This window comes from Streptomyces sp. YKOK-I1, from assembly GCF_054660435.1.
Genome location: NZ_BAAGDR010000001.1, coordinates 7,003,905 through 7,022,324 on the forward strand (window position 1 = coordinate 7,003,905; position 18,420 = coordinate 7,022,324).

Genomic DNA, 18,420 nt, shown 5'->3' on the forward strand with positions numbered 1-18,420 from the left:
GCCCCGGGCGGGACGGGGGAAACCGTCCCGCCGCGGGCGTTCTAGGCGCCTTCCCCGCGGAGCCGGAACCAGTAGAAGCCGTGTCCGGCCAGGGTCAGCAAGTAGGGCAGATCGCCGATGGCCGGGAAGCGCACCCCGCCGAACAGCTCGACCGGATGGCGTCCGTTGAACCGGCTCAGGTCCAGTTCCGTGGGCTGGGCGAAGCGCGAGAAGTTGTGCACGCACAGGACGAGGTCGTCCTCGAATTCGCGCAGGAACGCGAGCACGGCCGGATTGGTGGAGGGCAGTTCGGTGTAGGTCCCGAGGCCGAAGGCGGGGTTCTGCTTGCGGATCTCGATCATCCGGCGGGTCCAGTGCAGCAGCGACGACGGCGACGACATCGACGCCTCGACGTTGGTGACCTGGTAGCCGTAGACGGGGTCCATGATGGTCGGCAGATAGAGCCGCCCGGGGTCGCTGGAGGAAAAACCCGCGTTACGGTCCGGTGTCCACTGCATCGGGGTGCGCACGGCGTCGCGGTCGCCGAGCCAGATGTTGTCGCCCATGCCGATCTCGTCGCCGTAGTAGAGGATCGGCGAGCCGGGCAGCGAGAGCAGGAGAGCCGTGAACAGCTCGATCTGGTTGCGGTCGTTGTCCAGCAGGGGGGCGAGGCGGCGGCGGATGCCGATGTTGGCGCGCATCCGCGGGTCCTTGGCGTACTCCGCGTACATGTAGTCGCGCTCCTCGTCGGTGACCATCTCCAGGGTCAGCTCGTCGTGGTTGCGCAGGAAGATGCCCCACTGGCACTTGGCCGGAATGGCCGGGGTCTTCGCCAGGATCTCCGAGACCGGATAGCGCGACTCGCGGCGGACGGCCATGAAGATGCGGGGCATGACGGGGAAGTGGAACGCCATGTGGCATTCGTCGCCGCCGGAGGCGTAGTCGCCGAAGTAGTCCACCACGTCCTCGGGCCACTGGTTGGCCTCGGCGAGGATCACCGTGTCCGGGTAGTGGGCGTCGATCTCCTTGCGGACCCGCTTGAGGAACTCATGGGTTGCCGGAAGGTTTTCGCAGTTGGTGCCCTCCCGTGCGTACAGGTACGGCACGGCGTCCAGCCGGAACCCGTCGATGCCGAGGTCCAGCCAGAACCGCAGCGCGGAGATCATCTCCTCCTGGACGGCCGGGTTCTCGTAGTTGAGGTCGGGCTGGTGGGCGAAGAAGCGGTGGAAGAAGTACTGCTTGCGGACCGGGTCGAAGGTCCAGTTGGAGACCTCGGTGTCGACGAAGATGATGCGGGCGTCGGCGTACTGCTTGTCGTCGTCGGCCCACATGTAGTAGTCGCCGTAGGGCCCGTCGGGGTCCTTCCTCGACTCCTGGAACCACGGGTGCTGGTCACTCGTGTGGTTCATGACGAAGTCGATGATCACCCGCATACCGCGCTGATGGGCGTGGTCGACGAATTCCACGAAGTCGGCGAGGTCGCCGAACTCGGGGAGCACGGAGGTGTAGTCGGAGACGTCGTATCCGCCGTCGCGGAGGGGGGACTTGAAGAAGGGCGGCAGCCAGAGGCAGTCGACGCCGAGCCACTGCAGGTAGTCGAGTTTGGCGGTGATGCCCTTGAGGTCGCCGACACCGTCGCCGTTGCTGTCCTGGAAGGAACGGACGAGGACCTCGTAGAAGACGGCTCGTTTGAACCAGTCGGGGTCGCGGTCCTTGTCGGGGGTGTCCTCGAACGTGTCCGGAACGGGCTCGTTGACGATCATCGTGTGGGTGACCCTCCGATCTGCGGGTTGGACGGTCGCAGGACGGTGAGGACGTGCGCGGGCCGGGTGCCCGGTTCCAGGCGCACGTAGTTGGCCCTGCCCCAGTGGTAGGTCTCGCCGGTGAGCTCGTCGCGCACCGGCACCGACTCGTGCCAGTCCAGGCCGAGTTGCGGCATGTCCAACGAGACCGTCGTCTCCTGGGTGTGGTGGGGGTCGAGGTTGACGACCACCAGAACCGTGTTCGAACCGCTCTTCTTCGAGTAGGCGATCACCGCTTCCTTGTCGGTGTCGTGGAAGCGCAGCGTGCGCAGGGTGTGCAGGGCGGGGTTCTCCCGCCGGATGGTGTTGAGGCGGGTGATGAGGGGGGCGAGGGTGTCGGGGGTGTCCCAGTCGCGGGCTTTGAGCTGGTATTTCTCGGAGTCGAGGTATTCCTCGCTGCCGGGGCGCAGGGGGGTGTTCTCGCAGAGTTCGTAGCCGCTGTAGATGCCCCAGGTGGGGGAGAGGGTGGCGGCGAGGACGGCGCGGACGGCGAAGGCGGGCGGGCCGCCGTGCTGGAGGTAGGCGTGCAGGATGTCGGGGGTGTTGGCGAAGAGGTTGGGCCGCATGTAGGAGGCGGCGTCCCCCGACAGTTCGGTGAGGTACTCGGTCAGTTCGGCTTTGGTGGTGCGCCAGGTGAAGTAGGTGTAGGACTGCTGGAAGCCGGTCTGGGCGAGGGTGTGCATCATCGCGGGGCGGGTGAAGGCCTCGGCGAGGAAGAGGACGTCGGGGTCGGTGCGGTTGATGTCGGCGATGACCCGTTCCCAGAAGACGACGGGTTTGGTGTGGGGGTTGTCGACGCGGAAGATCCGCACGCCGTGGGACATCCAGTGGCGCAGGACGCGCAGGGTCTCGGTGATGAGTCCGTCGAGGTCGGCGTCGAAGGCGATGGGGTAGATGTCCTGGTACTTCTTGGGGGGGTTCTCGGCGTGGGCGATGGTGCCGTCGGGGCGGTGGTGGAACCACTCGGGGTGTTTGTGCACCCAGGGGTGGTCGGGGGAGCACTGCAGGGCGAAGTCGAGGGCGGTCTCCAGGCCGAGGGCGCGGGCCTGGTCGACGAAGCGGGTGAAGTCCTCGAGGGTGCCGAGGTCGGGGTGGACGGTGTCGTGGCCGCCTTCGGGGGAGCCGATGGCCCAGGGGACGCCGACGTCGTCGGGGGTGGCGTGCAGGGTGTTGTTGCGGCCCTTGCGGTGGGTGGTGCCGATGGGGTGGATCGGGGGGAGGTAGACGACGTCGAAGCCCATCGCGGCGATGGCGGGCAGCCGGCGGGCGGCGGTGCGGAAGGTGCCGTGGGGGTTCTCGGGGGTGCCCTCGGAGCGGGGGAAGAATTCGTACCAGGCGCCGTACAGGGCGCGTTCGCGTTCCACCAGCAGGGGCAGCGGTGCGGAGGCGGTGAGCAGCTCCCGCAGCGGGTGGCGGGCCAGGACCGCGTCCACCTCCGGCGTCAACGCCGCCGCCAGCCGGGAGGCCGGCGGCAGGGAGTCGTCGCGCAGCGCGGCGACGGCGGCGCGCAGAACGGCGCGTTTCCCACCCCCCTTGGCCACACCGGCCACCGCGCGCTCGTACAGCCGGGCGCCCTCCTCCAGGACCAGCTCGGTGTCCAGCCCTGCGGGGATCTTGATCTGCGCATGGTGCCGCCAGGTGGCCACCGGGTTGCCCCAGGCCTCCACCTGGTACGTCCAGTGCCCCGGCGCGTCCGGCGTGACGTCGGCGCCCCAGCGGTCCGTGCCCGGGGCGAGTTCACGCATCGGGGTCCAGGGACCGGGCCGGCCCCGGGGGTCGGTCAGGACGACATTGGCGGCGACGGCGTCATGGCCCTCGCGGAACACGGTCGCCGAGATCTCGAAGGTCTCACCGGTCACGGCCTTCGCGGGCCGGCGCCCCTGCTGGACCAGCGGGCGCACGTCGAGGACCGGGATGCGCCCGACGGCGGTGGGCCCGGGCGGCGCCGCTGCGGAGGCATGGGTGGCCTCGGTGCGGGGGGTACGGGGTGTCGGGGGTGATGACGAGTGGTGCGTGGCGGGCATGACCGCTCCTGTCCGCATCAACGAGGGTGGGCGGAGGGATGTGGGGTCCAGTACCGGGGGAGCCTTCCCACCCTGATCGGGTGCGCATTCCGGCACTTTGTTAACTACTCGCGCGTATGTCTACGCACAAGACCGGCCCCGTTCGCGGCCTCTGCGGGCGCGGGGGGAGCCGGTCGTGGTGGTCCGTCACCTGAGGGGGGTCACCTGAAGGAGTTTGTCCGGTGAACCGGCCCCCCGGCCGGAAATCCTGCCGTTCACGGCGCCCGCGACCAACGCCCGGGCCACCTGCGCCGGTGCGGCTTCCGGGTGAGCGGCGAGATACACCGCGGCCGCTCCCGCCGCGTGCGGCGCCGCCATCGACGTACCCGACCGGGTGACGCGGCCGGTGTCGCTCGTGGACGACGCGGAGGTGATGGCCACCCCCGGGGCGAACAGGTCGAGGGCCGAGCCGTAGTCGGAGAACGCGGCCCGGGCGTCCCCGCGGTCGGTGGCGCCGACCGTGACGGCCTCCCGGACGTCGGCCGGCGACCCCAGGGCGGCGGCCCGGCCCCCGTTGCCGGCCGCGACCACATAGGTGACACCGGACCGGATGGAGGCGCGGACGGCCGCGTCGAGCCGGGCGTTGTACGAGCCGCCCAGACTGAGGTTGGCGACGGCCGGCCTGCGGGCGTGCCGGGTGACCCAGTCGATGCCGGCGATGACCCGGGCGGTGGTGCCGGCGCCCGCGTCGTCCAGGACGCGCACGGCGACGACCTTCGCCTTCCCCGCGACCCCGAAGGTCCGGCCCGCGACGACCCCGGCGACCTGGGTGCCGTGCCCGTTGCCGTCGGGGGCGCCGCGGTCGCCGCCGACGAAGTCCCAGCCGTAGCTCGCGCGTCCGCCGAAGTCCGCGTGGCTGATCCGGATCCCGGTGTCGATGACGTACACCGTCACCCCGGCGCCCCCGGAACCGGGCGCCCGGTAGCCCCCGTCCAGCGGCAGACCCCGCTGGTCGACCCGGTCCAGTCCCCACGACGGCGGGTTCCGCGCGGCGTCCACCGTCACCGCGGTGTCCTGGACGACCGAGGCGACCGCGGGGTCGGCCGCGAGCCGCCGGGCCTGTCCCGCGTCCGCGCGTACGGCGAAGCCGTTGAGGACCGTGCCGTAGGTGTGGCTGATTCTCACCCCGTAGGCGGTGACGAGCCGCCGGCCGGCGTCCGAGGACGCCCGGGTGTCCCCCTTCAGCGTCACCAGATAGCTCCCGCCGACGGAACCGGGCCGGCCGGCGCCGACGACTCTCCCCTCCGGTACGGCCTGCGCGGGCGGACTCGCGGCCGACAGGACCATGGCCGTGACGACCGCGGTCAGGCTTCCCGCCCGGCGCAGACGCCGGGTGTGCGTCCGTGCCATGGTTCGCGTTCCCCTCCTCGACTCGGCGCACGCCGGGCCGGGTACGGCAACCGGGCACGCCACTGGGCAGCCTCTCGTGCGGGGTGAAGGGTCACAAGGTGGCCTAGGGGGGTGAATCGGCCATATCGCCGTTTGCGTGATCCGGCCCGTCCAGCCTTCGGCAGGGGCGGGGACAACACCGGTACGGTGCTGGATGACCGGGCGTACACAGCCGTACGTCCATCCAGCGAACGCGCCACGCCGAGGTGGAATGTGAAGGCGATCCGTCGATTCACCGTCCGACCCCTTCTCCCCGAACCCCTCCGGCCGCTCAGTGACCTGGCCCGCAATCTGCGCTGGTCATGGCACGCGGACACCCGTGAACTCTTCCAGTCCGTCGATCCCGAACGCTGGGCCGCCTCGGACGGGGACCCGGTACGACTGCTCGGCGGCGTACGGCCGGAGCGCCTCGCCGAACTGGCCGAGGACCGCCGGTTCCGGCGCCGGCTGACCGCCGCAGTCGACGAGCTGCACGACTATCTGACCGGCGACCGCTGGTACCAGACCCGGCCCACCGCCGCCGAACTCCCCGCCGCCGTCGCCTACTTCTCGCCCGAGTTCGGCATCACGGCCGCCCTGCCCCAGTACTCCGGCGGCCTCGGCATCCTCGCCGGCGACCATCTGAAGGCCGCCAGCGATCTGGGCGTCCCCCTGATCGGCGTCGGACTCCTCTACCGCCACGGCTACTTCCGCCAGACCCTCTCCCGCGACGGCTGGCAGCAGGAGCACTATCCCGTCCTCGACCCCAACGAACTGCCGCTCGGCCTGCTGCGGGAGGAGGACGGCACCCCCGCCCGGATCTCCCTCGCCCTGCCCGCCGGCCGGCGGCTGCACGCCCGGATCTGGCTGGCCCGGGTCGGCAGGGTGCCCCTGCTGATGCTCGACTCCGACGTCGAGGAGAACGACCTCGGCGAACGCGGGGTGACCGACCGGCTCTACGGCGGCGGCAGCGAACACCGGCTGCTCCAGGAGATGCTGCTCGGCATAGGAGGTGTCCGGGCGGTACGGACGTACTGCCGGCTCACCGGGCACGCCCCGCCCGAGGTGTTCCACACCAACGAGGGGCACGCGGGCTTCCTCGGCCTGGAGCGGATCGCCGAACTCGGCGACGACGGACTGGACTTCGACGCGGGACTCGAGGCGGTCCGGGCGGGAACCGTCTTCACCACCCACACCCCCGTCCCGGCCGGCATCGACCGCTTCGACCGCGAGCTGGTCGCCCGCCACTTCGGCCCCGACGCCGAACTGCCGCGCATGGACGTCGACCGCATCCTGCGGCTGGGCATGGAGACCTACCCCGGCGGCGAACCCAATCTCTTCAACATGGCCGTGATGGGCCTCAGGCTCGCCCAGCGCGCCAACGGCGTGTCCCTGCTGCACGGCCAGGTCAGCCGGGGGATGTTCGCCGGTCTGTGGCCCGGCTTCGACCCCGACGAGGTGCCGATCACCTCCGTCACCAACGGGGTGCACGCCCCGACCTGGGTGGCCCCCGAGGTGCTGCGGCTCGGCGCCCGCCAGGTGGGCGCCCAGCGCGCCGAGGACGCGCTGGCCGTCGGCGACGGCGACCGCTGGGACGTCGTCGCCGGGGTCTCCGACCAGAGCATCTGGGACCTGCGGCGCGTCCTGCGCGAGCAGTTGGTGGTGGAGGTGCGCAAACGGCTGCGGGCCTCCTGGCGGCAGCGCGGCGCGGGCACCGCCGAGCTGGGCTGGATCGACGGGGTCCTGGACCCCGACGTCCTCACCATCGGATTCGCGCGCCGCGTCCCGTCGTACAAGCGCCTCACCCTCATGCTGCGCGACCGCGACCGGCTGATGGAACTGCTGCTGCACCCGACCCACCCGATCCAGATCGTGGTGGCGGGCAAGGCGCACCCGGCGGACGACGGCGGCAAGCGCCTGGTCCAGGAGCTGGTCCGGTTCGCCGACGACCCGCGCGTGCGGCACCGGATCGTCTTCCTCCCCGACTACGGCATGGCGATGGCGCAGAAGCTGTACCCCGGCTGCGACATCTGGCTCAACAACCCGCTGCGCCCGCTGGAGGCCTGCGGCACCTCCGGCATGAAGGCGGCGCTCAACGGCTGTCTCAACCTCTCGGTCCTGGACGGCTGGTGGGACGAATGGTTCCAGCCCGACTTCGGCTGGGCGATCCCCACCGCGGACGGCGCCGGCACCGATCCCGACCACCGCGACGACATCGAGGCGGCGGCCCTGTACGACCTCCTCGAACAGCGCATCACGCCCCGCTTCTACGAGCGCGGCCGCGCCGGTCTGCCCGACCGCTGGATCGAGATGGTCCGCCAGACCCTCACCCTGCTCGGCCCGAAGGTCCTGGCCGGCCGGATGGTCCGCGAGTACGTCGACCGGCTCTACACCCCGGCCGCCCAGGCACACCGCGCGATGAACCCGGCCACCGCCCGCGAACTCGCCGTCTGGAAGGCACGGGTGCGCTCCGCCTGGCACGCGGTGACGGTCGACCATGTGGAGACCTCGATGGCCACCACCACCGCGGAACTCGGCAGCACGCTCTCCCTGCGCGTCCGGGTGGGCCTCGGTGAACTCGCCCCCGAGGACGTCGAGGTGCAGGCGGTCTCCGGCCGGGTCGACGAGGAGGACCGCATCACGGACGCCTCCACCGTCCCCCTGAAGGCGGCCTCCGGCCCCGACCTGGAGGGCCGCTGGCTCTACGAGGGCCCCCTGTCCCTGGACCGCACCGGCCCCTACGGCTACACGGTCCGCATCCTCCCCTCCCACCGCCTCCTCGCCTCGGGCGCGGAACTGGGGGTGCTGGCGGTGCCGGGGGAGGACGGGGGTGAGGGGGCCGGGGTGCTGATGCGGTAACGGCACGGTGGGGCACGGGCGTCGGGCGGTCGCGGCAGACCGCCCGGCGCCCGTGTGCTGGTGCGCCCGGGTGCTGCCGGCCACCCGAAGTCGAACTACAGTCCTTGTGAACTGTCTTGCGACAGAGGGAAGGTGCAAGCGGGCGTGGTGGGCAGATCCCCCGAAGAACCCGAGGACGGCTCGTCCCTGTCCGACGACGCGCTGCGGGCGTTTCTCGAGGAGAGCGAACGCGGAACGGCCTCCGGGGTCCCGAAGGAGCCGTCCGCCCGGGCCCGCATGGTCTCGGAGCGGCTGCGGCAGCAGGACGAGCGCGGTGAGCGGCCTTCGGGGTGGCGTGCGGGTCCGGCCCTGGGGGACCTGGAACGCAGAGCGGCCCGCAGGCGCAGACTCTGGGCGCTGCTCGGTGTGCCCGCGGTGATCGTGCTCGCCGTGGTGGCGATGCGGCCGTCGCTGCTGCCCGGTGACCCCTTCGGCGCGGGGGAGCCGCAGGCCGCCGCGGAGTCGCCCCTGGCGCCGGAGACCGCCGCCCCGACCGCGGCCCCGGACGCGGTGGATCCCGAAACCCCCACGCTCGACCGGCCCTTCGCGGGATCCCCGGCCCTGCGCTGGGCCGACGGCGCGGACGGCATCGTCGTGCCCGGGGCGGCCCCGGTCGGATCGCTGTCCAAGGCGCAGGTCGCGCGGGCGCTGCGGCAGACCAGGGAACTCCTGGTCGACGCGAACCTCGATCCGGCCACCTTGCGCGGTGAGCGCCCCGAGACCGCGCTCGCGGTGATCGAGCCGAGGCAGAAGGACCTGCTCACCCTGCTGAACACCGCGCTGAGCAAGCCGGACGAGAAGCACGACCCGCTGGTGATGTTCAGCCGCTTCGATCCCGGCGAACTGCGCCTGGCCGGTGACGTGGTCAAGACCCGGGGACGGATGACGTTCGAGGCGGGTGAACACGCCTCCGTCGTCGTGCACGCCGACTACACCTTCGTCTACCCGCTGGTGCGGACCGACGAGGGGGCCACCGAGGTGTCCCGCACCATCGTCCGTCGCGTCCTGGACATGGAGCTCTCCGACCCCGCCGAGTACACCGTCACCCCGGGGAAGATCGCCGTTCTGAAGTACGACGAGAAGATCGGCAACTCCGCCTGCGACGTCTACGACGGCTTCCTGCACCCCCAGTTCTCGACCGGTGGGACCGCGAGCGCGGGCGCGACCCCGACCGGACCGACGACGGACCCCTACGACCGCAGCGAGGACCTCGCGGCGGACCGTGAGGAGGGCTGCGGGGTGGTGTCGCGCACCTGACCCCTCCGCGACGTCCGGCCGCTACGGCTGCCCGTCCGTGCACAGCCCCCGCAGCACCGTCCCGCACCGCCGGGCGTACGCCTGTTGCAGCCCCCGGGTCGCCGGGCCCGCCGCCCGGGCGTACCACTTGGCCGCGCGGCTGAAGGCCGAGACCGTCAGCCAGACCGTGCCGTCACCGGTGCGGTCGACGAGGAAGGACTCCTCGCCGGACTCGGGGTGACCGGCGAGGGTGCCGTAGGCCCAGCCCGCGCGGCGGTGTTCGTCGGCCGTCCATATGACACGGCAGGGGGCCTTGATCAGGCCGGCCAGGGTGATGGTGACGTCCACGTCGGGTGCCGCGCGGTCCGCCGAGGTGGTGACGCCGACGCCCATCGCGCGGTGCATCTCCCACGTCATGACGGCCTCCGCCGCGCGCCGGAAGAGGTCGTGGCCCTCGCCGACGCGGGTGCGTACGTGCAGGGCGTGGAAGCCGGGCGGGCAGAAGCCGGGTCGGTCGCGGGTCGCGCCGACGTCGTCGTAGGTGAAGTCCTTGGGCGGCATGGGAGACAAGGGTAGGGCGGTACCCGGGGACGCCTTCGTCCCGGGTACCGCCCCACCTCATGTTCGGGATCGTCAGGCGGTGACGTTGACCGCCGTCCAGGCCGCGGCGACCGTGGCGTACTCGGTGCTGCTGGAGCCGTACAGGGCCGACGCCGCGCTCAGGGTCGCCGTGCGGGCGCCCTTGTAGTTCGTCGTCGAGGTCATGTACGTCGTGAGCGCCTTGTACCAGATCTGGAGCGCCTTGGCGCGGCCGATGCCGGTGATCGTGGAGCTGTTGTACGTCGGCGAGCTGTAGGTCACGCCGTTGATCGTCTTGGTGCCGCTGCCCTCGGACAGCAGGTAGAAGAAGTGGTTCGCGACACCGGACGAGTAGTGGACGTCCTTGCTGCCGACGGAGGAGGACCAGTAGTCCGACGAGCCGCCGTCCTTGCTGGGCTTGTCCATGTAGCGCAGCGGGGTGCCGTCGCCGTTGATGTCGATCTTCTCGCCGATGAGGTAGTCACCGGGGTCGTTGGAGTTGGCCGCGTAGAACTCCACGCCCGTGCCGAAGATGTCCGAGGTGGCCTCGTTGAGGCCGCCGGACTCGCCGGAGTAGTTCAGGCCCGCGGTGTTGGCGGTGACGCCGTGGCTCATCTCGTGGCCGGCCACGTCCAGCGAGGTCAGCGGGTTGACGTTGCCCTCGCCGTCGCCGTACGTCATGCAGAAGCAGCTGTCGTCCCAGAACGCGTTGACGTACGCGTTGCCGTAGTGGACGCGGGAGTAGGCGGCCACGCCGTTGTTCTTGATGCCGCTGCGGCCGAACGTCGACTTGTAGAAGTCCCAGGTCACCTGGGCGCCGTAGGCGGCGTCGACGGCGGCCGTCTGGTCCGTGGTGGAGCTGGAGGCGGCGCCGGTGCCCCACGTGTCGTCGGCGTCGGTGAACAGGGTGCCCGCCGAGGAGGAGGTGCCGTGCGACTTGTTGTACGTCTTGTGGCTGCCCCGGGTGCCGTCGGTCAGCTGGTACGTCGAGCCCGACAGCGTGGTGTTCAGGGTGACGGTGCCGGAGTACAGGCTCTTGCCGGTGCCGGTCTCGATGCCCTGGTACTCGTAGAGCTTCTTGCCGGTGGCCGCGTCGGTGATGACGTGCAGCTCGTTCGGGGTGCCGTCGTCCTGGAGGCCGCCGACGACCGTCTCGTAGGCGAGGACCGGCTTGCTGCCGTTGCCCGCCCAGATCACCTTGCGGGGCGCGTTGTCGGCCGCGGTCTTGGCCGAGCCGGCGGCCTTGGCGAGGGTCAGCGCCTGCTTCTCCGCCTTGGCGGCGGTGACGACGGCCTTGAGCGAGGCGACCTTGATGGTGGTCTTCGTCGCCTTGGTGACGCCCTTGTTCACGCCGGCGGCCGACTCGTGGACGACCAGGTCGCCGCCGAGGACCGGCAGGCCCGCGTAGGTCCGCTCGTAGCGCGTGTGGACGGTGCCGTCGGCGTCCTTGACGACGTCCCGGACGACCAGCTTCTCCTTGGTGCCGAGGCCTATCTCCTGCGCTGTCTCGGTCGCGTCGGCCTGCTTGTCCTTGATCAGGGCGGTGCGGGCGGAGGCGGAGAGCGCGGTCGGCGCGGCGAGCGGCTTGGCGGCGGCGTCCGAGGCGGTCGGGGCGGCCACGGCACCGGAGGTCAGGCCGGTGGTGACCAGGGCGCCGGCCGCGACCGCGGTGGCGATCGCCAGAGTGGTGCGCTGGTGACGCGCGTAGAGGGAGGTCACACAAGCTCCTTGGGTGTGGGGGTGCCCGGACGGCGTGGGGATGCTGTCCGAAGCTGTGGTGAAGTTGTGCGGCGGTTGCCAGGAAGCCTCGCATCAAGGTCGCGTACATGTCAGGACCCCCATGTGATGTTGGCCGAAAATCGACCAACCGGTGAACATTGCCGGAATGTAAACCGAGTTGACCTCGGTAAAAGGCCAACAGGTGGTGGGTAATCGGCTGGCAAAAAGGCGGTGCCGCCCCGGAGGTTTCCCGGCCTCCGGGGCGGCACCTTCGCTGTGTCTGTCCCGGTTTACGGGAACGTCAGCTTCCAGCTGTTGATGTAACCGGTGTCGACGGCCGCGTTGTCCTGGACCCTCAGCTGCCAGACACCGTTGGCGACCTCGGAGGAGGCGTTCACCGTGTACGTGGTGCTGAGGTTGTCCGTGCTGCCGCCGGTGCCGTACGCCTTCAGCGTGTACGCCGTGCCGTCGGGGGCGACCAGCTGCACCTGGAGGTCACCGATGTAGGTGTGGACGATGTCCACCCCGACCTGGAGGTTCGAGGGCGCGTTGCCGGTCCGGCCGGAGACGGTGATCGACGAGGTGACCGCCGCGCCGTTGTCCGGAATCGATACGTCGGCGGTGTTCTCGAACGAGGTGCCGCCGCCCCCGCCGCCACCGGGCCGCGAGCCGACCGCGACGCCCGCCCAGGCGTTCGCCACGGCCGTGTACTCGGCGCTCGTCGTGCCGTACAGCTCACCTGCCGCCGCCAGCGTGCCGGTCCGGGCCGCGGCGTAGTTGGTGGTCGAGGTGAACTTCGTGGTCAGCGCGCGGAACCAGATCTTCTCCGCCTTGTCCCGGCCGATGCCGGTGACCGCAAGGCCGTCCGAGGTGGACGAGTTGTAGGTGACACCGTTGATCGTCTTGGTGCCGCTGCCCTCGGAGAGGAGGTAGAAGAAGTGGTTCGCCGGACCCGAGGAGTAGTGCACGTCGACCGAGCCGATGCCCGAGTACCAGCTGTCCTTCGACGCGCCGTCCTTGCTCGGCTTGTCCATGTACCGCAGCGGCGAGCCGTCGCCGTTGATGTCGATCTCCTCGCCGATGAGGTAGTCACCGACGTCCGAGGAGTTGTTGGCGTAGAACTCCACCGAGGTGCCGAAGATGTCCGAGGTGGCCTCGTTGAGGCCGCCGGACTCGCCGGAGTAGTTCAGGCCCGCGGTGTTGGCGGTCACGCCGTGGGTCATCTCGTGGCCCGCCACGTCGATCGCCGTCAGCGGGTGGGTGTTGCCCGAGCCGTCGCCGTACGTCATGCAGAAGCAGCTGTCCTGCCAGAACGCGTTGACGTACGCGTTGCCGTAGTGGACCCGGGAGTACGCGCCCACACCGTCGCCGCGGATACCGCTGCGCCCGTGCACGTTCTTGTAGTAGTCCCAGGTCAGGGCCGCGCCGTAGTGGGCGTCGGCGCCCGCGGTCTCCGTGTTGGACGCCGAGCCGTTGCCCCAGACGTCGTCGGAGCCGGAGAACAGCGTGCCGGTGCCGGAGGTGCCCCGGTTGAGGTTGTACGTCTTGTGGTTGCCGCGCGCCGCGTCGGTCAGGTTGTACGTCGACCCGGACTGCGTGGTGCCGAGCGTCACCGTGCCGCTGTACATGGTGTTGCCGGTGCCGGTCTCGATGCCCTGGTACTCGTAGAGCTTCTTGCCGGTGGCCGCGTCGGTGATGACGTGCAGCTCGTTCGGGGTGCCGTCCTCCTGGAGGCCGCCCACGACCGTCTCGTACGCCAGGACCGGGGTGCCGTTCGCCGCCCAGATCACCTTGCGCGGCGCGCGGTCGGTGGCCGCGCCCGCCGCTCCGTCGGCCTTCGCCAGGGACAGCGCCTGCTTCTCCGCCTTGGCCGCGGTGACGGTGGGCGTGAGCGAGGCGACCTTGATGGTGGCGCGGGTCGCCTTGACCACACCCTCGGTCGCGCCGGACTTCGCGGTGTCCACGACCAGGTCGCCGCCGAGCACGGGCAGCCCGGCGTAGGTGCGCTCGTAGCGGGTGTGCAGCGTGCCGTCCGCGTCCTTGACCACGTCACGGACGACCAGCGCCTCCTTGGCGCCGAGGCCCAGTTCCTTGGCGGTCGCCGCCTTGCCGGCGTCCGCCGTGTGGATCAGCGCGGCGCGCTGGGCGGGGGTGAGCTTGACCGACTCGGAGCCGGTCGGCTTCGGGGCCCGCTCGGGGGCGGCGGTCGCGGCGCCGGACTGCACGGCGGCGGCGATCAGTGCGGAGACGCCGATCAGGGCGACGGCGGCGGACTTGCGGACTGCGGTGTGGGGGGTGCGTCTGCGAGAGGACGTGCTTCTCACCACTGACTCCTTCTGCTGGACACGACAAAGGCGGTACGCAGAACGGTTTTGCTGTGGGGTTGCTGTGAAGTAGCAGTGGGAAGAGTGGCAGGGGATTGCGCTGTCTGTCAGGAGCGCGTCAGAAATTTGGCCGGAAACGGTCCGTTGTCCGGGAGTTCATGTTCGATATGCGGATAATCAGGCCAGACTGTCCCGCCAGGCCCGGTGCAGATCCGCGAAGCGGCCCGTGCCCGCGATGAGGTCGGCGGGCGCGCCGTCCTCGACGATCCGTCCGCGCTCCATCACCAGCACCCGGTCGGCGATCTCCACCGTCGACAGCCGGTGTGCGATCACCACCGCCGTACGGCCCTTCAGTACCGTGGCCATCGCGGCCTGCACGGCCCGCTCCCCGGGGATGTCCAGCGAGCTGGTCGCCTCGTCCAGGATCAGCACCGCCGGATCCGCGAGCAACGCCCGGGCGAACGCCACGAGTTGTCGCTGACCCGCGGAGATACGACCGCCCCGCTTGCGGACGTCGGTGTCGTAGCCGTCGGGCAGCGCGCTGATGAACTCGTGCGCACCGATCGCCTTCGCCGCCCGCTCGATCTCCTCCCGGGTCGCGTCCGGGCGTCCGATGGCGATGTTCTCGGCGACCGTGCCGGAGAACAGGAACGCCTCCTGCGTCACCATGACCACCCCGCGCCGCAGCTCGGGCACGGTGAGCTCGCGCAGATCGACCCCGTCGAGCAGCACCCGGCCCTCGGACGGGTCGTAGAAGCGGGCCAGCAGCTTGGCCAGGGTGGACTTGCCCGCGCCGGTGGAGCCGACGACGGCGACCGTCTGCCCGGCGGGCAGGGTGAGCGCGAAGCGGGGCAGGACCTCGCCACCGGTGCGGTAGCCGAAGGACACCTCGTCGAACACGACCTCGCGGCCGGGCAGTTCGCTCCGGCAGGCGGGCAGCTCCTTCGGCACCGAGGGCTCGGGCACCGACGGCGTCTGCGCCAGCAGGCCCGCGATCTTCTCCAGCGAGGCCGCCGCCGACTGGTACGAGTTGAGGAACATGCCGAGCCGGTCGATCGGGTCGTACAGCCGCCGCAGATACAGCACCGCCGCCGCCAGCACACCCAGCGCCAGCGTGCCGCCCGCCACCCGGTAGGCGCCCCACAGGACGATCAGCGCGACGGCCGTGTTGGCGACGATCCGTGAGCCGATGACGTACCGGGCCATCTCCAGCAGCGCGTCGCCGTTCGTCCGCTCGTGGCGGCGGTTGAGGACCCCGAAGTCGGCGTCGTTGACGGCCTCGCGGCGGAAGGCGCGCACCGGCCGGATGCCGTTCATCGTCTCCACGAACTTCACGATCACGGCCGCGATCGCGGTGGACCGGGCGGTGAACACCCGCCCCGCGCGCCGCTGGTAGATCCGCACCAGCAGGTACAGCGGCACGAACGACGCGACCGCCACCGCGCCGAGCCCGAGGTCCAGCCAGAGCAGCATCGCCGAGATGTACAGCAAGGACAGCACCACGGTCACCAGCTCCTGGAGGCCCTCGTTGAGGAGCTCGCGCAGGGACTCCACGTCCGTGGTGGAGCGGGAGATGAGCCGGCCCGAGGTGTAGCGCTCGTGGAAGTCCACGCTGAGGGACTGCGCGTGCCGGAAGATCCGGCCGCGCAGATCGAGCAGCACGTCCTGGTTGACCCGGGCGGCCGCGATCAGGAACGCGTACTGGAGCACGCCGGAGGCCAGCGCGCAGCCCAGATAGCCGACGGCCACCGCGATCAGCGGCCCGTTGTCGCCGGTCCGGAACGCGGGCACCGCGCGGTCGATGGCGTACGCCACCAGCAGCGGGCCCGCCTGGACGGCCGCCTGCTGGAGCAGCAGCAGGAGCGTGGTCAGCGCGACCCGCGCCCGCATGGGGGCGAGCAGGGAGCGCAGCAGGATGCCGGTGGCGCCGGGCGGGGTGGGCAGGACGTCCTTGTCGAAGGGGTCGTCGGCGGCCCGGACGGGCAGGTCCTCCGGCGGGTCGTCGGTGGTGGGGGACGAGGTGGCGGGGGCACTCATCGGTCGTCCTCCTGGCGGCCGTTCCCTGACATGAGGTGGGCGTACTCGGTGTTGGCGCGCAGCAGTTCCTGGTGGGTGCCGACGGCGGTGATCCGGCCCCCGGAGAGCAGGGCGACCCGGTCGGCGAGCAGCACGGTGGACGGGCGGTGGGCCACGATGAGCGCGGTGGTGTCGGCGAGGACCTGGCGCAGCGCGGCCTCCACGGCGGCCTCGGTGTGCACGTCCAGCGCGGACAGCGGGTCGTCGAGCACGAGGAACCTCGGCTGTCCCACCACGGCTCTGGCCAGCGCCAGCCGTTGCCGCTGCCCGCCGGAGAGGCTGAGGCCCTGCTCGCCCACCTGGGTCTCGGTGCCCTGCGGCAGGGCGTGCGCGAACTCGGCCTGGGCGATGTGGAGCGCCCGCTCCAGCTCGGCGGCCCCGGCGCGGTCGTCCGCCCCCATCAGCACGTTCTCCCCGACGCTCGCCGAGAACAGCGTCGGTTCCTCGAAGGCGACGGCGACCTTGGCGCGCAGTTCCTCGCGGGGCATCGCGGTGACGTCCTCGCCGTCGAGCGTGATCCGCCCGGCGGTCACCTCGTGCAGCCGGGGGACGAGCGCGGTGAGGGTGGTCTTGCCGCTGCCGGTGGCACCGACCAGGGCCATGGACTCCCCGGGCCGGATGTGCAGATCGACCCGGTCCAGGATCGGGGGCGAGCCCGGATCGGCATCGGGATACCGAAACACGACCCCGACAAACCGAAGCCCGTCCCCTTCGCCCGCGTCCCCTGCGCCGGCGTCCCCTTCGCCTGCGGCGCCCGCGCCTGCGGCGCCCGCGCCCGGCGCGCCCGCACCTGCGGCGCCCGGACCTGCGGCGCCCGAGTCCGTGGAGCCTGCGTCCGTGGCGACGGCGCCTGCGGCGCTCGCGTCCGTGTCGACCGCGTTCGTGGCGTGCACGGTCTCATCGCCGGCGCCCGCGAGCATGGCGGCGGCACCGGCGATCACGACTGCGTCGCCCGAGCCCGAGCCGTCCATACCGCCTGCGGCGGCCGTGCCTGCGGCGGCCGTGCCTGCGGCGGCCGTGCCTGCGGCGGCCGTGCCTGCGGCGGCCGTGCCTGCGGTGCCCGTGCCCGCGCCAACCGTGCCCGCGCCAACCGTGCCCGCGGCACCCGCTCGCGCGGCGCCCGCTCCCGCGCCGACTGTGCCCGTGGCACCTGCTCCCGCGGCGCCCGCTCCCGCGCCGACCGCGTGTTCCGTACCCGAGTCTGTGACCTCCGTGGGACCGGCGACGCCGCGGCCCCCGGTGGTGGTCTCCGTTTCCGGCTTCTCGTCCATCACCTCGAAGTAGCGTTCCGTGGCTGTCGCCGCCTCCTGGCTCATCGCGAGCAGGAAGCCGATGGAGTCGACGGGCCAGCGCAGCGCGAGGGCCGTCGAGAGGAAGGCGACCAGCGTGCCCGCGGACAGCTCCCCGTCCGCCACCTGGACCGTGCCCAGCACCAGCGCCGCCCCGATCGCCAGCTCGGGCAGGGTCACGATGACGGCCCAGATCGTCGCCAGCAGCCGGGCCTTGCGCAGTTCCGTCCCGCGCAGGGTCGACGACAGCGCGCGGAAGGCCCGCGCCTGGCTGCGGTGCCGGCCGAACCCCTTGATGATCCGGATGCCGAGCACGCTCTCCTCGACGACCGTCGTCAGATCGCCGACCTGGTCCTGGGCGAGCCGCGCCACGACCGCGTACCGGTTCTCGAAGACCACGCACATCACCATGACGGGGAGGGCGGGTCCCAGGATCACCAGGCCCAGGGACCAGTCCTGGAGCAGCATGATGATCACACCGGCCAGGATGGTCACCGCGTTGACCAGCAGGAACGTCAGCGGGAAGGCGAGGAACATCCGCAGCAGCATCAGATCGGTGGTGGCCCGGGACAGCAGCTGTCCCGAGGCCCACCGGTCGTGGAAGGCCACCGGCAGCCGTTGGAGATGCCGGTACAGCCCCGCCCGCATCTCCGCCTCGACATGCGAGAGCGGCCGCGCCACCAGCCAGCGCCGGAGCCCGAACAGCCCGGCCTCCAGGAGCCCGAGCAGCAGCAGGTACAAGGCCCCGAGCCAGACGCCCGCCGGGTCCCGGTCGGCGACCGGCCCGTCCACCATCCACTTCAGGACCAGCGGGATCACCAGCCCGACACAGGAGGCGACGACGGCCACGGAGGCGGCGGTGAACAGCCGCACCCGCACCGGCCGCACATACGGCCACAAACGCAGCAACGTCCGCACCGCGGACCGGTCCTTGGTGGTTGCACGTGTCGTCGACATCACGAGCGAGCCTACGGATCGCCACTGACATCGCCCAACGGGTTTTGGTCGGACCGGCATCGGCCGTTGGTCCTACGACCTGCGGGTTCGAGGGGCCGTACCCCCTTGCGGGTGAATCTCGGAAGGCGAC

Annotated in this window: 10 protein-coding genes; 2 read left to right on the forward strand and 8 right to left on the reverse strand. The window is 71.2% G+C overall.

The genetic code is table 11. The features are described 5' to 3' along the window. Positions 1–41: 41 nt before the first annotated feature. The 3 genes from treS to ACYQ8Q_RS31370 all read right to left on the reverse strand — a co-directional run bounded on the left by treS (position 42) and on the right by ACYQ8Q_RS31370 (position 5,194). Complete coding sequence (gene treS / locus ACYQ8Q_RS31360) at positions 42–1,742, reverse strand: maltose alpha-D-glucosyltransferase (RefSeq protein ID WP_460069619.1); 1,701 nt, start codon at positions 1,740–1,742, stop codon at positions 42–44. Beyond that, on the reverse strand, positions 1,739–3,805 hold the full coding sequence (locus tag ACYQ8Q_RS31365) for an alpha-1,4-glucan--maltose-1-phosphate maltosyltransferase (protein ID WP_460069622.1): 2,067 nt from the start codon (positions 3,803–3,805) through the stop codon (positions 1,739–1,741). The genes treS and ACYQ8Q_RS31365 overlap by 4 nt, the downstream gene beginning before the upstream one ends. 186 nt (positions 3,806–3,991) lie before the next feature. Further along, entirely contained in the window at positions 3,992–5,194 is a 1,203-nt protein-coding gene (locus ACYQ8Q_RS31370) for a S8 family peptidase (RefSeq protein ID WP_460069624.1), read from the reverse strand. 252 nt (positions 5,195–5,446) lie between these two features. On the opposite strand from ACYQ8Q_RS31370, the gene glgP reads away from it, so the two are divergent. Both glgP and ACYQ8Q_RS31380 read left to right on the forward strand, forming a co-directional pair. Continuing rightward, the gene (gene glgP / locus ACYQ8Q_RS31375; protein ID WP_460069626.1) at positions 5,447–8,071 is read left to right on the forward strand and encodes an alpha-glucan family phosphorylase; all 2,625 of its coding nucleotides are present in this window, start codon (positions 5,447–5,449) and stop codon (positions 8,069–8,071) included. A 144-nt stretch (positions 8,072–8,215) separates the two neighbouring features. Next, positions 8,216–9,367, forward strand: coding sequence for a hypothetical protein (locus ACYQ8Q_RS31380; RefSeq protein ID WP_460069628.1), 1,152 nt, complete (start codon positions 8,216–8,218; stop codon positions 9,365–9,367). Positions 9,368–9,388: 21 nt separating this feature from the next. Here ACYQ8Q_RS31380 and ACYQ8Q_RS31385 read toward each other — a convergent pair whose 3' ends face one another. The 5 genes from ACYQ8Q_RS31385 to ACYQ8Q_RS31405 form a co-directional block, all read right to left on the reverse strand. Then, on the reverse strand, positions 9,389–9,907 hold the full coding sequence (locus ACYQ8Q_RS31385) for a DUF1990 family protein (protein WP_460069630.1): 519 nt from the start codon (positions 9,905–9,907) through the stop codon (positions 9,389–9,391). A 72-nt stretch (positions 9,908–9,979) separates the two neighbouring features. Further along, on the reverse strand, positions 9,980–11,644 hold the full coding sequence (locus ACYQ8Q_RS31390; protein ID WP_460069632.1) for a M4 family metallopeptidase: 1,665 nt from the start codon (positions 11,642–11,644) through the stop codon (positions 9,980–9,982). A 290-nt stretch (positions 11,645–11,934) separates the two neighbouring features. After that, positions 11,935–13,968 carry a M4 family metallopeptidase gene (locus ACYQ8Q_RS31395; protein ID WP_460069634.1) on the reverse strand — a complete coding sequence of 678 codons (2,034 nt, stop codon included), beginning with the start codon at positions 13,966–13,968 and terminating at the stop codon, positions 11,935–11,937. 177 nt (positions 13,969–14,145) lie between these two features. Further along, positions 14,146–16,005, reverse strand: coding sequence for an ABC transporter ATP-binding protein (locus ACYQ8Q_RS31400; protein WP_460069636.1), 1,860 nt, complete (start codon positions 16,003–16,005; stop codon positions 14,146–14,148). Then, complete coding sequence (locus ACYQ8Q_RS31405; RefSeq protein WP_460069638.1) at positions 16,002–18,290, reverse strand: ABC transporter ATP-binding protein; 2,289 nt, start codon at positions 18,288–18,290, stop codon at positions 16,002–16,004. The genes ACYQ8Q_RS31400 and ACYQ8Q_RS31405 overlap by 4 nt, the downstream gene beginning before the upstream one ends. Between the last annotated feature and the right edge of the window lie 130 nt (positions 18,291–18,420).